The following is a 13,647-nucleotide window of genomic DNA, read 5'->3' as shown; positions in this document are numbered from 1 at the left end:
CGTTCTTGTCGCTGGTCGTCCCGCTGGTCGTCTTCTTCGCCTTCCAGCGTTACTTCGTCCAAGGCGTCCTGGCCGGCTCCGTCAAATAGCGTGTCGTCCATATCCGGGCAACGCTGGAATGCCGGTGTTCCGGCTCTCCGTCGGGCGCCACGGTAGGTTCTAGGCGTGGAGGACATCGACCGGCAGATCGTCGCCCTGCTCGCGGGTGAGGGTCGCATGAGTTTCACCGACCTGGCGCGCGAGACCGGCCTGTCCGTCTCCGCCGTCCATCAGCGGGTGCGCCGCCTGCAGAAGCGCGGCGTGATCAAGGGCTACGCCGCCGTCCTCGACCACGAGGCCGTCGGCCTGCCGCTCACCGCCTTCGTCTCGATCAAGCCGATCGACCCGGCGGCGCCCGACGACGCACCGGAGAAGCTCGCCCACCTCGACGAGATCGAGGCCTGCCACTCGGTGGCCGGCGACGAGAGCTACATCCTCAAGGTCCGGGTCACCTCGCCCGGCGCGCTGGAGGAGCTCCTCCAGCAGATCCGGGCCGCCGCCAACGTCTCCACCCGGACGACGGTCGTGCTGAGCACCCCGTACGAAGGCCGCCCGCCTCGCCTCTGAACAGGCCGATCACGCCCATGTGCCGGTCCGTCTATGCGAAGAATCCCACGTGATGACACGGACTCGCCACAAGCCTTCCGTGCCGGTGCGATGCGCAGGGCATACGGACTCCGGTGGCTCGTAGTCGTCGCCTTCGGGCCCCGCGGTCGCGAAGGTATAGCGCATGTCTTCGCGGATGCGCCGGGGTATGGCCTCGGGTTCAGGGGATTGGCTGCTGATGTTCCTGCGGGCCAGGGACTCCCCACCTGGCCGCCGGTTCGGGACGGCGTCCGGTCCGGGGGAGTGGCTTCTGGTCTTCCTCGAGGCCGCACGCCCGCCGGGCCGGTTCGTCGCCGCAGGGCTGGAACCGGTACGGGCCAAGGGAGCGTGATGGTCGCCAGAATGCTGTTCGCCGCGCTGCTCGGCGCACTCATCGGGGGCGCCGAGCTGGTCGGCAGATACCAGGACAAACCGGCCGCGGCGATGTTCTCGCCGTCCGGCCTGCTCTACATCGCGGTCAACGCCTCGGCCTCCACCGCGGCGCTGATCACCGCCGAGGCGATGGGCTGGGGCTTCGCGCTGCCGGCCGGCGCGCCGGCGATCGGCGGCTCGGTCGCCCAGGTCATGGCCTCCGCGGTCGGCTCCGCGGCGATCTTCCGTTCCTCGTTCATGATCGCTCAGGACAAGGGCGTCAGCATCGGCCCGATCCTCCTGCTGTCGGGACTGCTCAAGATCGTCGATGCGGCGATGGACCGCAAGCGCGCACTCAGCCGGCTGTCCACCAACGACCTCGCCGGGCTGTCGTTCGCGGGCGACCACGCCGCGCTGGCCGAACTGTGCAGCCACGCCATCCGGAGGTACGACCTGGCGGAGGCGCAGCGCCTCGGAGAGCTGGCGGCCGACCTGCGGGCACGCGACGACCTCACCGACGCGGACAAGCTCGACTGCTTCGGGCTGGAGCTGAGCCGGATGGTGGGGGAGCGGGCGCTGCGCAAGGCCGCCGAACGCCTCCGCGACCGGCCGGAGCTGGCGGAAGTGCCCACGCCCGCGCCCGCCGCCGTGGTCGAAGAGGTCGTGACGGCCGCCACCACGAGCGGCGAGGAGGAGAGCGAGTTCGCCTCACGGCTGGGTGGGAGCAGACGGCTCGCGCGTCGTTCGGAATACTGAGAGGCACGTCGCGACCGCCGCGGCGGAGCGGAGGGAGGCGTCTCATGGTACGAGCGGGAAAGATGGGGGAGATCGCCCAGTCGGTCAAGCCGCGGCTGCGCGGCTGGCTGCACGCCGGTACGTTTCCGGCCGCCCTCGTCGCCGGCCTCGTCCTCGTCGCGCTCGGCCCGACGCTGTCGGCACGCCTCGCCGCGGCCGTGTACGCACTGACCTCGGCCCTGCTGTTCGGCGTCTCCGCCCTCTACCACCGGGGACACTGGTCCGAGCGGGCCGAGGCGGTGCTCCGCAGGTTCGACCACGCCAACATCTATCTGATCATCGCGGGCACCTACACGCCGTTCGCGCTGCTGGCCCTGCACGGCACCGCCCGTACGGTCGTGATCTCGGTGATCTGGATCGGCGCCGCGGCGGGCGTGCTGTTCCGCATCGTGTGGGTGGGGGCGCCGCGCTGGCTCTACACCGCGCTCTACATCGGGCTCGGGTGGGTGGCGGCGGCGTTCATGCCCGAGCTGCTGGACGGCGCCGGGGTGACCGCGCTCGTGCTCGTGTGCGTGGGCGGCCTGCTCTACAGCACCGGCGGGCTGGTGTACGGGCTGCGCCGTCCGGACCCCTCCCCCCGCTGGTTCGGCTTCCACGAGGTGTTCCACGCCTTCACCGTCGCGGCCTACGTCGCGCAGTACATCGCCGTGTCATTCGTCGTCTACCGGGCGGTGTGACCTCACTCGACGGCGAGGCGGGTGAGCCACTCGCGCAGCATCGCCGACTCGGCCTCGCTGAGCGTGTGCGGCGTGCGGCCCTTCAGGGCCGACGTCAGGGCGATCGCCATGCTCGACACCGACGACGGGCGGTCCTCGACCTGGTCGGTGGTGACCGCGGCGAGGATCGCCTCGCGTGTCCGCGGCGACAGCTCGGGGTCGGGGTCGCTCCCGGAGATCAGCTTCAGCGTCACGCCGACGCTGCCGGCATGGATCATGTCCGCCGCCGTCTTGACCGGTACCCGCAGCCGGCCGGCCCGGGCGACCGCCTCGATCTCGCCCAGCAGGATCTTGTACCCCTCCTCCGAGGCGGCGGCACGCCGGCCCGCGCCGTGCATGAGGGCGTAGAAGGCGGGCTGGGTGAGCCCGAACTCCACGTGGGCGTCCCAGCCTCGACGCAGGTTCTCCACCGGGTCGTCGCCCGCGGGCCGGGAGCGTTTTCCCTCCAGGTAGCGGTCGTAGCCGTAGGCGACGACCGCGTCGAGCAGGCCGTCCTTGTCGCCGAAGTGGTGGTAGAGAGTCGGGGCGCCGACGCCCGCGGCCGCGCAGACGGCGCGGGTGGAGATCGGCGCGCCGCCGGACTCGGCCAGCAGCCGGGCGGCGGCGTGCAGGATCCGCTCTCGGGTACCGATGTCGCTCACGAGAACAATGATGCACGCCCACCTGGAGTATCGCTTCCATCGTTCTGTATCATCGATCTATCAAACGCTATATCGCCGTTTTTGAGGAGAAGTCATGCGCGAGCGCACCCTGGGATCGCTGACCACGTCGGCGCTCGGCCTGGGCTGTATGAGCATGTCCGGCATGTACGGCCCGGCCGACGAGGCCGAGAGCATCGCCACCATCCACGCCGCGATGGACGCGGGGATCACGCTGCTCGACACCGGCGACTTCTACGGCATGGGCCACAACGAGATGCTGATCCGTGACGCCCTGCGCGGCCGCGATCGCGACCAGGTGATGATCAGCGTGAAGTTCGGCGCGCTGCGCGGCCCCGGGCAGATCTGGGCCGGCTATGACGGACGGCCCGCGGCGGTCGGGAACTTCCTCGCCTACTCCCTGAACCGCCTGGGCACCGACCACATCGACGTGTACCGGATCGCCCGGGTGGACCCGGCCGTACCGATCGAGGACACCATCGGGGCGATCGCCGAGATGGTCCAGGCCGGATACGTCCGCCACATCGGGCTGTCCGAGGCGGGCCCGGAGGCGATCCGGCGCGCCGCCGCCGTGCATCCGATCGTCGACCTGCAGATCGAGTACTCCCTGCTGTCGCGCGGCATCGAGAAGGAGATCCTTCCGGTCTGCCGCGAGCTGGGGATCGGGATCACCGCGTACGGCGTGCTCTCGCGCGGGCTGCTGTCGGGCCACTGGACCCGGGACCGGCAGGTGGGGACGGGCGACTTCCGCGCCCGCAGCCCGCGGTTCCAGGGCGAGAACCTCGACCACAACCTCGCCCTGGTCGAGTCGCTGCGCGGCGTGGCCGAGAGCCGTGGCGTGTCGGTGGCGCAGGTCGCCATCGCCTGGGTGCTCTCGCGCGGGGAGGACATCGTCCCGCTGGTGGGCGCCCGTACCCGCGAGCGCCTGAACGAGGCGCTGGGCGCCCTGGACGTCGCGCTCACCGAGGACGACCTGGCCGCCATCGAGCGGGCCGTCCCGGCCGACGCGGCCGCCGGCGAACGCTACCCCGCGGCCCAGATGGCCCACCTGGACAGCGAGCGCTGATCCGCCTCCGGCCGGGTCCTCGGGCGGGCGTCACTTCCGGGGCTCGTACCGGGGTGAACGTACGGTCGGGTGGCCGGGCGCAATATCGTTTTCGGCATGAGCACACATTTCGACGTCGTCGTCCTCGGCGCCGGGCCGGGCGGGTACGTGGCCGCGATCCGGTCCGCCCAGCTCGGGTTGAAGACCGCGATCATCGAGGAGCGCTACTGGGGAGGGGTCTGCCTCAACGTCGGCTGCATTCCCTCCAAGGCCCTGCTGCGCAACGCCGAACTGGCGCACATCTTCACGCGTGAGGCGAAGACCTTCGGCATCCAGGTCGACGGTGAGGTGCGGTTCGACTACGGCGAGGCGTTCAAGCGCAGCCGTACGGTCGCCGACGGGCGCGTCAAGGGCGTGCACTACCTCATGAAGAAGAACGGCATCACCGAGTACGAGGGCCGGGGGTCCTTCACCGACGCGAACACCATCGTGGTGAACGGTGAGGAGATCACGTTCGGCAACTGCATCATCGCCGCCGGCGCGAGCGCGCGGCTGCTGCCCGGCACGACGCTGTCCGGGCGTGTCGTCACCTTCGAGGAGCAGATCCTCAGCGACAGCCTCCCCGAGAGCATCATCATCGCCGGTGCGGGTGCCATCGGCGTGGAGTTCGCGTACGTCCTGGCCAACTACGGCGTCAAGGTGACGATCGTGGAGTTCCTGGACCGGCTCGTCCCGTTGGAGGACGAGGAGGTCTCCAAGGAGCTGGCCAAGCGGTACCGCAAGCTCGGCATCGACGTCCTCACCTCCACCCGTGTCGAGGGCATCGACGAGACCGGGCCGAAGCTGCGCGTCACCGTCTCCAAGAACGGCGAGCAGCAGGTGCTGGAGGCGGACAAGGTCCTGCAGGCGATCGGCTTCGCCCCCAACGTCGAGGGCTACGGCCTGGAGAACACCGGCGTGAAGCTGACCGAGCGCGGCGCGATCGACGTCGACGCCCGCTGCCGTACGAGCGTGGAGCACATCTACGCCATCGGCGACGTGACCGCGAAGCTGATGCTCGCGCACGCCGCCGAGGCGATGGGCATCGTCGCGGCCGAGACCATCGCCGACGCGGAGACGATGGAGCTGGACTACGTCATGATCCCGCGCGCGACGTACTGCCAGCCGCAGATCGCCAGCTTCGGCTGGACCGAGGCGCAGGCCCGTGAGAAGGGCTTCGACGTCAAGGTCGCCAAGTTCCCCTTCACCGCGAACGGCAAGTCCCACGGCCTCGGCGACGCCGGCGGCTTCGTGAAGATCCTCAGCGACGGCAAGTACGGTGAGCTGCTCGGCGCCCACCTCATCGGGCCGGACGTCACCGAGCTGCTGCCCGAGCTGACCCTGGCCCAGCAGTGGGACCTGACCGTCCACGAGGCGGCTCGCAACGTCCACGCCCACCCGACCCTGGGCGAGGCCGTCAAGGAGGCCCTGCACGGCCTGGCCGGCCACATGATCAACTTCTAGCCGGCGCGCCACACGCGAGGGTCTGTCTCGAAGGCGGCGAGGCTTTGGGGCAGGCCCTGGGGACGTCGTGTGCGGGCGCCGTCGTCCCTGGCCCGGCGGGCGACCACCTCGACGGTGGCCGCGGGCCGGGACGGTGCCGCCGGTCAGCCCATGAACTGGCTGAGGATGAGAGCGAGCAGGAACAGAAGGACCATGGCGCCGCCACAGCCGACGCCCGCCGCGAGAGCACCACGGACGATCTTGGCGAGAACGTCACGCTCGGGTGGCTCCGGCTCCTCACGTCGAGGACGGTACGGGGTTCGGGCCGGGGTTTGGTGCATCATCTGCCTCATCCATCGGGGCCGGGCGCCGGCGAGAGTCGGTATCCGTGGTGCGGGGTAGGCGACACGGGACGTCGCGGGGGCCGACGGACCTGAACTTTTACTTCACTGTAGAGGACACACGACGGTGATGATCGTCGAGGGGCCGGGTTCGGGCGACGGGGCCGAGGCGGCCCCGGCCCCGCGGCCGGTGCCACGTGGGTCGTCCACGGCGGCCTGGTCATGCCGCCATGCGCCGGCCGGCCACGGCACGCCAGCCGAACATCGCCAGCCCGAGAAAGACGAGCGTGACGAGGACGAAGGTGACCGCGACGCCCTGACCGGAGACGACGCGCAGCGCCATGCCGGCGGCGACCGTCGCCAGCCAGACACCGACACCGGTCGCGACGAGCGCCGCAGGCCGCCGCCAGCCCCGGGTCACCAACCAGCCGATCAGCAGGCCGGCGAGGAACGGCCACGCCGTCGTCACCGCCCCGCCGAGCGTCTCACCCTCGCTGTGGCTGGCCCGCCCGATCAGCACGAACGCCACCACACAGCAGAGGTCGAGGACCGCCCCGGTCACCGTACGCATGAGTCAAGGGTAATGCGCGCGGCGCCGTCTCGCCCGGCCCACGGCAGGTCGCGCGCCAGCCTCTCAGACCCGCTCCGCGCAGACCACCTCGCGACACCGACCCTCCGACGGATCCCCACCCACGTGACCTGCCTGCCCACGTGACCCGCCCGCTCGGGCGACCCACTCTCCGCGCGACCCACTCTCCGCGCGGACTGCTCTCCGTATGGACTCCCCTCCGTGCGGTCCGCTTGCCGCGTGGGCCGCTTGCCGCGTGGGCCGCTTGCCTTATGGTCAGGTTCCGTTCGGCGGCGGTCGTCCGCGCCGTCCGTGTGGCCTGTGAGCGCTTGTCGATCCCGACGGCGCGGCCGGGCGGTCGGGACCGGGCCCGGTCGTGCTGGAGCGGCGCTGGCGACGCGTCCGGACCGTGTGACGCGCCTACCTGGACGCGCCCCTCCCGCCGCGTGGGTTGGTCTCCATGTGGGCCGCTCATCCTGCGGCCGGATCTCGTTCGGCGGCGGTCGTCCGCGTCGCCTGTATGGCCTGTGAGCGCTTGTCGATCCCGACGGCGTGCCCCGGCGGTCGGGACCGGGCCGGTGGTGCTGGAGCGGCGCTGCTAGGCGTCCAGGCCGTGTGACGCGTTCGCCTTGACGCGGCCCTCCCGCCGTGTGGTCCACTCGCCGAGTGGGCTGCCCACTACGTGGATTGCCCTCTGTGTGGTCCGCTCACCGGGTGGGCTGGTCTCCGTATGGGCCGCTCATCCTGCGGCCAGGCTCCGTTCGGCGACGATCGTCCGCACCGCTTCGGCGACGGCCGGGTTGCTGGTGCATCTCGTGCTCGACCTCGGCTCAGCTTGCTCGGCGCCTCCAGGACGCGGACGGCGGCCGGATCGTACGGGCCGAGTCGGCGAAGCCACGATGGACGGTCTGCGACGGCTCATGCGGCCTCCCCTCCTCAACGCGACCATCGTGAGGCCCACTCGTGAGGCCCACTCGTGAGGCCCACTCGTGAGGCCCACTCGTGAGGCCCACTCGTGGTGAGGCCCACTCGTGAGGCCCACTCGTGAGGCCCACTCGTGAGGCCCACTCGTGAGGCCCACTCGTGAGGCCCACCCGCCCGGGGGTCCAGCCCACTCTCATTGTCCAGTGTCCTCGCGCGCCGTGAAAAGGGGCGGGAAGAAACTGTGGATGACTCCACGGGCGCGGCTCCGCGCCGGTCTCACAGAATGGCGGGTTTTCGGGCGTAGAAGGCGAGGAGGCGTTCGTGGGCCTCCGGGGGTGCGTCGGCGTCGTCCAGGCCCAGCAGGGCGGCGCCGAGTACCGGTGGGGCGTCGACGACGATGAGCTTGGCCTGTGGGGCGACGCGGGAGAAGCGCTCCTGGATCGCGGTCATGAGCAGCCCGTCTCGGGCGGCCAGTACCCCGCCGCCCAGGACGACCTCCACCGGGGAGGCCAGCAGGTCCAACCGTCGCAGGACGACCGTTGCCAGGGCGCTCACCTCGTCGGCCTGGCGTTCGACCAGGCGGCCCGCGACCTCGTCGCCGGCCGCCGCGACCTTGAGCAGCACGGGGGCCAACTCGCCGAGGCGCTCTTCGGAGATCTCCCCGAAGTGGATGCCCAGGCCGACCTCCAGCGCGCTGGAGGCGCCGAAGTGTGCGGCGACCGCCTCGGCCAGCGCGGTCTTCGGGCCGCGGCCGTCCTCGGCGCGCACGCCGTGCCACAGGGCCTCCTCGCCGAGGTGGTGGCCGCCGCCCCAGTCGCCGGTCACCCGGCCGATCGAGGGGAACCGGGCGACCTGTCCGTCGGGGCCGACGCCCGCGCAGTTGATGCCCGCGCCGCACACCACGGCGACGCCCCACCGGTCGGTGACGCCCGCGCGCAGCAGCGCGAAGGTGTCGTTGCCGACCCGGACGCTGCGGCCCCAGTTGCAGGCCGTGATGATCCGGTGGAACTCCTCTTCCTCCTCCGGCAGGTCCACGTTGGCCAGGTACGCCGAGACGTGGTCGGCGACCGGCCACGGTGCGGTCAGGCCGGCCGCCTCCAGGGCGCGGGTCACCGCGTCGGTCAGGTTCGCCACGGCGGTCTCGACGCCGTCCGCGACGGGCCGGAAGCCGCCGCCGCGTACGGTCGAGCGGACCTCGCCGCCGGTGGTGAGGACCACGACGTCGGTCTTGCTGTTCCCGCCGTCGATCGCGACGATCACGTGCCCACCGCCCAGGGCAGGTGCGTCGCGTTCGCCGCGACGAGCCGGTCCGCCAGGTCGGTGGCGGTGCTCACCTGCCCGATGAGCGGATGAGCGAGCAGGGCGTCCGTCACCCGGTCGACACCTCCTTTAAGCGCCGCCTCCAAGGCCAGCTCCTCGTACGCGGTCACGTGGGCGATCAGTCCGGCGAACAGCGGCTCGACGGGGTCGACCGGCAGCGGGTCGGCGCCGGCCGCGGTGACGCGGGCCGGGACCTCGATCACCGCCTCGGGCGGCAGGAAGGGCAGCCGGTCGCCGTTGCGCACGTTGACGACCTGTATGTCGCCGCGGCCGGCCGACAGGGAGGCGACGAGGTCGACCGCGGCCTCGGAGTAGAAGGCGCCGCCGCGCCGCTCCAGCAGCTCCGGTTTGGTGTCCAGGGCCGGGTCGGCGTACATCCGCAGGAGGCGTTCCTCGATGGCGGCCACCTCCTCGGCGCGTGGCGGCGCGGCGAGCTGCTCGGCCACCACCGCGTCGTGTTCGTAGAAATACCTCAGGTAGTAGGACGGTACGACACCGAGGCGCCGAAGGAGAGCCGAAGGCAGGCCGATGTCGGCCGCGAGCTGTTCGCCGTGCTCGGCGAGCAGCCTCGGCAGCACGTCCTCCTCGCCGAGGTGGACGCTGCGTTCCCAGGTCAGGTGGTTGAGGCCGACGTGGCCGAGCCGGATGTCGCCGGGCGGCACCCCGAGTGTGCGGGCGAAGTGCCGCTGAAATCCGATCGCCACGTTGCACAGCCCGACGGCGCGGTGCCCGGCGTCCAGCAGCGCGCGGGTGACGATGCCGACCGGGTTGGTGAAGTCGACGATCCAGGCGTCCGGCGCCAGCCGGGCGATCCGTTCGGCGATGCCGAGGACCACCGGGACGGTGCGCAGCGCCTTGGCGAGCCCGCCGGCCCCGGTCGTCTCCTGGCCGACGCAGCCGCACGCGAGCGGAAGCGTCTCGTCCACGCGCCGGGCGGCCTGCCCGCCGACCCGCAGTTGCAGCAGCACCGCGCCGGCGCCGTCCACGCCCTCGTCGAGCACGGTCGTCGTACGGATCGCGGCCGGGTGACCGTACCGTGCCAGGATCCGGCGCGAGACCGCCCCGACCGGCCCCAGGCGGCGCTCATCCGGGTCGACGAGCGCGAGCTCGGACACCGGCAGCGTGTCGCGGAGCCGGGCGAGACCGTCCACGAGCTCCGGCGTGTACGTCGACCCGCCGCCGACCACGCACAGCTTCATCCCTTCACCCCCGTCAAGGTCACTCCCTGGATGAACACCCGCTGCGCGAGGAAGAACACCACCATCACCGGGAGTACGGTCAGCAGAGTCGCGGCCATCGTCAGGTTCCACTCCACGTGGTGTGCCGCGCGGAACGTCGACAGGCCGACCGCCAGCGTCCACGAGTCCGGTTTGGTGTAGATGAGCGGGCCGAAGTAGTCGTTCCAGGCGTAGAAGAACTGGAACAGCGCGACCGCGGCGATCGCGGGCCGGGCCATCGGCAGCACCACCCGGAGCATCGCGGCGAACTCACCACAGCCGTCGACCCGCGCGGCGTCGGCGTACTCCTTCGGGATGGTCACCAGGAACTGCCGGAGCAGGAAGATGGAGAACGCGTCGCCGAACAGCATGGGGAGGACCAGCGGCCACAGCGTGCCGGTCAGGTGGAACCGCGCCCACATGATGTACATCGGCACGATCGTCACCTGCGGCGGCAGCATCATCGTGGTGATGACCAGGACGAACGCGAGTTTGCGTCCGCGGAAGCGGAACCGCGCCAGGGCGTAGGCGACCGGGATGCTGGAGACGAGCATGAACGCGGTGGCCAGGACCGCGTACAGCAGCGTGTTGAACAGCCAGTGCAGCATCACGCCGTGGTCGGTGGTGAGCGCCGTGCCGAAGTTGGACCAGTGCCAGCCGCGTGGCCACAGGCTCCCGGTGAGCGTCTGGTTGCCGCTCATGACGGCGGTGAGGAACATGAAGATCAGTGGCGCCAGGAACATGATCGCCAGGGCGATCGCGATCGCGTGCGTCGCGACCCAGTACAGGGCCCGCCGGCCGCGGCGCGCGGGCCGTGGCCGCGCCGGAGGGCGGAGGGCGGGGGCGCGCCGCGTCGCGACGGTCGTGCCGGTCATCGCGTCGTCATCCCTTCACTCGTCGTCGAACGCGTGGAACTGCCGGAGCAGGATCAGCGTGAAGAACATGGCGACGACGAACAGCACGAGCGCCAGGACACACGCGTAGCCCATGTTGAACTGCTGGAAGCCCTCGTTGTAGAGCGTCTGGGGGAAGGTCAGCGACGCGCCGTCGGGGTAGCCGGGGGCGGTGGTGGTGCCGGCCTGGTCGGCGTTGCCCTGGGAGGCGTTCGCGGCGACCATCGCCTGGGTGAAGTACTGCAGCGTCTGGATGACCCCGGTGACGACGGAGAACATCAGCACCGGCGAGATGGTCGGCAGGGTGATCCGGCGGAACTGCTGCCAGGCGTTCGCGCCGTCGATGGCGGCGGCCTCGTACAGGGACCTGGGCACGTCCAGCAGTGCCGCCAGCAGGATGATCATGACGTCGCCGATGCCCCACAGGGCGAGCAGGGTCAGGCCCGGCTTGGTCCAGTTCGGGTCGTTGAACCAGTCCGGCAGGTGGATGCCGATCTTGGCGGCGATGCCGTTGATCGGCCCGGTGCCGGGGTTGACCACGAACACGAACGCGACGGTGGCGGCGACCGGCGGGATCAGGAACGGCAGGTAGAAGATCGACCGGAGGATGCTCCCGCCCCGCTTGATCTTGGTGAGGAGCTGGGCGAGGGCGAGGCCGAACAGCACCCGCAGCGGCACCATGACCACGACGAGCCACAGTGTGTTCTTGATGGCCCGCCAGGCGTACGGGTCCTTGAACAGGAACCTGTAGTTGGTCAGCCCGACGGGCGTGAGCTGGAACAGGTTGTAGCGGAAGAAGGAGAAGTAGACCGTGGCGGCGAGCGGGTAGGCGAAGAACAGCGAGAAGCCGAGCAGCCACGGCGACAGGAACGCGAGGACCCGGAGGTGGTGCCGGCGCCGTCCCCGCGACGCCCGCACCGTCCTGGCCGTCAGAGCGGTGGCCACGGCTCAGCCGCCGGCCAGCTGGAGCGCGCCGTCGACCTTCTTGTCCAGGCTCTGGAGCCCCTGCTGGAGGTTCGCCACCTTGCCGGGCTCCCACTGCTCCTGCACGAAGCTCTGGAACTTCACGATGAAGTCGCCACCGTTGATGGTGGAGGGGATCGTCGAGCTGTTCGGGTTCTTGAACACGTTGAGGAACGTCGTGAACTGCGGCGGGAGCCTGAGGTTCGGCGAGGCGAGCGCGGGGATGGTGCTGGGCACGTTGCCCAGGCCGTTCGCGAAGGTCACCAGCGCGTCGGTGTCGGTGGTCAGGTACTTCACGAACTCCCACGAGGCCTGGGCGTGCCGGGCGCCGCGCGGGATGCCGATGATGGTGCCGGTGACGAACCCGCCGCCGTAGGTGTTCGCGCGGGCGTCGTCGACGGGTGTGGGCGTGGTGTCGTACTGGACGCCCGGCGCCTCCTGCTGGAGGAACTTCGTGCGCCACTCGCCGTCGATGGCCATCGCGACCTTGCCCTTCTCGAAGGGGTTGGAGGCCTCGAACTCCTGGCCCATCGAGTGGACGAACTTCTTGACGTTGTCGTAGCCGTACCAGTCGAGCAGGCTCTTCTCCCACTGCAGGTACCTGGTGAAGGCCGGGTCGGCGGCGAAGTTGGCCCGCCCCTGGGCGTTCAGCCAGGTCGCGCCGAAGCTGGGGCCGGCGATGTGCTCGGGTACGTGCTCGTAGTAGGTCTCCGACGGTATGAAGCCCGCCACCTTGATCGTGCCGTCGGGGTTCCGTACGGTCAGCTTCTTGGCCAGGGCGGTCAGCTCACTGATCGTCTTCGGCGGTGGGTTGCCCTTCATCAGCGCCTTGTTGCTGTAGAGGGCGTAGTCGTCGGCCAGCAGCGGCAGCGTGCACCGGACGCCCTTGTACTGGGTGTAGTCCTGCACCGCCTTGGGGAACAGGCTGAGGTCGACCTTGTCCTTCTTCAGGTACGGCGTCAGGTCCTGCAGCGCTCCGCTGGAGCAGAACTGCCCGACGTTGTTGGTGGAGAAGGAGGAGACCACGTCGGGCGGGTTGCCGCTGCGGATCGCGTTGAGGATCTTGGTGTCGTCCTGGCCCTTGACGAGCTTGACGGTGATGTTGGGGTGTTGCCGGTGGAACCCGGCGATGGCGTCCTGGAAGGCCTTCACCTCGTGGGGTGCGCTCCAGCCGTGCCAGACCTCGATCGTCTGCGGCGCGTCGGCCTTGGGGCCGCCGTCCGCCGGTGACCGGCTGCCCGCGGTGCACGCGGTGGCGGCGACGGCGGTGAGGATCGATGCGGTGATGAGGCGCCATGGTCGTGGGGACACTCTGGTCTCCTTCGGACGCCGGCCGTGCGCGGCCGGGGGTTAACGGACGGTGCTGGAGAAGAGCTCCTCGCGTGTTTCCCCGAGTGCGAGGTGCAGCGCGCCGGCCAGGACGGGGTTGCCGTCGACCGAGCTGAGCCGCAGCGGCGGATGCGGGATGGTCATGGTGTGCAGTTCGCGCTCCACGAGGGCGCGGAGCGGCTCGCCGCCGGCGAGGGGCACGTCGCCGGCGAGGACGATGAGTTCGGGGTCGAGCACGCTGACGATGGCGGCCAGGCCGGTCGCCAGGCGGGTGGCGAGCTCCTCCAGGGCCGCCCGCGCGCGCTCGGCGCCGTCCTCGAACGCCTCGCGTGCGCGCCGTACGATCTGGTCGGCGCGGCCACCGCGGAAGCCGTGCTCGCGCAGCAGCCTGATCACGGC

General features: G+C 70.7%; 15 protein-coding genes. 6 read left to right on the top strand and 9 right to left on the bottom strand.

All coding sequences use genetic code 11. From position 1 onward, the window contains the following. Positions 1-165 precede the first annotated feature (165 nt). The 4 genes from ACFFNX_RS35840 to trhA all read left to right on the top strand — a co-directional run bounded on the left by ACFFNX_RS35840 (position 166) and on the right by trhA (position 2,468). The gene (locus ACFFNX_RS35840) at positions 166-606 is read left to right on the top strand and encodes an Lrp/AsnC family transcriptional regulator (RefSeq protein ID WP_378210420.1); all 441 of its coding nucleotides are present in this window, start codon (positions 166-168) and stop codon (positions 604-606) included. Positions 607-769: 163 nt separating this feature from the next. Then, positions 770-976, top strand: coding sequence for a hypothetical protein (locus ACFFNX_RS35835; protein ID WP_378210419.1), 207 nt, complete (start codon positions 770-772; stop codon positions 974-976). After that, a complete protein-coding gene (locus tag ACFFNX_RS35830; protein WP_378210418.1) occupies positions 976-1,752 on the top strand; it encodes a hypothetical protein in 777 nt (258 codons plus the stop codon). Before ACFFNX_RS35835 ends, ACFFNX_RS35830 begins: the two co-directional genes overlap by 1 nt. A gap of 44 nt (positions 1,753-1,796) precedes the next feature. Beyond that, positions 1,797-2,468 (top strand): PAQR family membrane homeostasis protein TrhA, encoded by a 672-nt coding sequence (trhA, locus tag ACFFNX_RS35825; RefSeq protein WP_378210417.1) that lies wholly within the window; start codon positions 1,797-1,799, stop codon positions 2,466-2,468. A 2-nt stretch (positions 2,469-2,470) separates the two neighbouring features. Here trhA and ACFFNX_RS35820 read toward each other — a convergent pair whose 3' ends face one another. Further along, positions 2,471-3,148 carry a TetR/AcrR family transcriptional regulator gene (locus tag ACFFNX_RS35820; protein WP_378210416.1) on the bottom strand — a complete coding sequence of 226 codons (678 nt, stop codon included), beginning with the start codon at positions 3,146-3,148 and terminating at the stop codon, positions 2,471-2,473. A 94-nt stretch (positions 3,149-3,242) separates the two neighbouring features. On the opposite strand from ACFFNX_RS35820, the gene ACFFNX_RS35815 reads away from it, so the two are divergent. Together ACFFNX_RS35815 and lpdA are read left to right on the top strand one after the other, a co-directional pair. Then, the gene (locus tag ACFFNX_RS35815; protein ID WP_378210415.1) at positions 3,243-4,232 is read left to right on the top strand and encodes an aldo/keto reductase; all 990 of its coding nucleotides are present in this window, start codon (positions 3,243-3,245) and stop codon (positions 4,230-4,232) included. Positions 4,233-4,328: 96 nt separating this feature from the next. Next, complete coding sequence (gene lpdA / locus ACFFNX_RS35810) at positions 4,329-5,714, top strand: dihydrolipoyl dehydrogenase (RefSeq protein ID WP_378210414.1); 1,386 nt, start codon at positions 4,329-4,331, stop codon at positions 5,712-5,714. 143 nt (positions 5,715-5,857) lie between these two features. On the opposite strand, the gene ACFFNX_RS35805 is transcribed toward lpdA, so the two are convergent. The 8 genes from ACFFNX_RS35805 to ACFFNX_RS35770 all read right to left on the bottom strand — a co-directional run. After that, the gene (locus tag ACFFNX_RS35805; protein WP_378210413.1) at positions 5,858-6,037 is read right to left on the bottom strand and encodes a hypothetical protein; all 180 of its coding nucleotides are present in this window, start codon (positions 6,035-6,037) and stop codon (positions 5,858-5,860) included. 217 nt (positions 6,038-6,254) lie between these two features. Next, positions 6,255-6,605 carry a DUF3054 domain-containing protein gene (locus ACFFNX_RS35800; RefSeq protein WP_378210412.1) on the bottom strand — a complete coding sequence of 117 codons (351 nt, stop codon included), beginning with the start codon at positions 6,603-6,605 and terminating at the stop codon, positions 6,255-6,257. A 1,197-nt stretch (positions 6,606-7,802) separates the two neighbouring features. Further along, positions 7,803-8,786, bottom strand: coding sequence for an N-acetylglucosamine kinase (locus ACFFNX_RS35795; protein ID WP_378210411.1), 984 nt, complete (start codon positions 8,784-8,786; stop codon positions 7,803-7,805). Beyond that, positions 8,783-10,045 carry a 6-phospho-beta-glucosidase gene (locus ACFFNX_RS35790; protein WP_378210409.1) on the bottom strand — a complete coding sequence of 421 codons (1,263 nt, stop codon included), beginning with the start codon at positions 10,043-10,045 and terminating at the stop codon, positions 8,783-8,785. The genes ACFFNX_RS35795 and ACFFNX_RS35790 overlap by 4 nt, the downstream gene beginning before the upstream one ends. Further along, positions 10,042-10,938, bottom strand: coding sequence for a carbohydrate ABC transporter permease (locus ACFFNX_RS35785; protein WP_378210407.1), 897 nt, complete (start codon positions 10,936-10,938; stop codon positions 10,042-10,044). Before ACFFNX_RS35785 ends, ACFFNX_RS35790 begins: the two co-directional genes overlap by 4 nt. A gap of 15 nt (positions 10,939-10,953) precedes the next feature. Then, a complete protein-coding gene (locus ACFFNX_RS35780; RefSeq protein WP_378210406.1) occupies positions 10,954-11,901 on the bottom strand; it encodes a carbohydrate ABC transporter permease in 948 nt (315 codons plus the stop codon). 3 nt (positions 11,902-11,904) lie between these two features. Continuing rightward, positions 11,905-13,230 (bottom strand): ABC transporter substrate-binding protein, encoded by a 1,326-nt coding sequence (locus ACFFNX_RS35775; RefSeq protein WP_378210404.1) that lies wholly within the window; start codon positions 13,228-13,230, stop codon positions 11,905-11,907. Positions 13,231-13,269: 39 nt separating this feature from the next. Then, a partial coding sequence (locus ACFFNX_RS35770; protein WP_378210403.1) for an ROK family protein occupies positions 13,270-13,647 on the bottom strand: 378 nt, incomplete at its 5' end.

This window comes from Actinoallomurus acaciae (assembly GCF_042429965.1).
Classification (GTDB): domain Bacteria; phylum Actinomycetota; class Actinomycetes; order Streptosporangiales; family Streptosporangiaceae; genus Actinoallomurus; species Actinoallomurus acaciae.
Note: the sequence above shows the minus strand (reverse complement) of the source record. Positions and strands in the feature narration are given on the sequence as shown.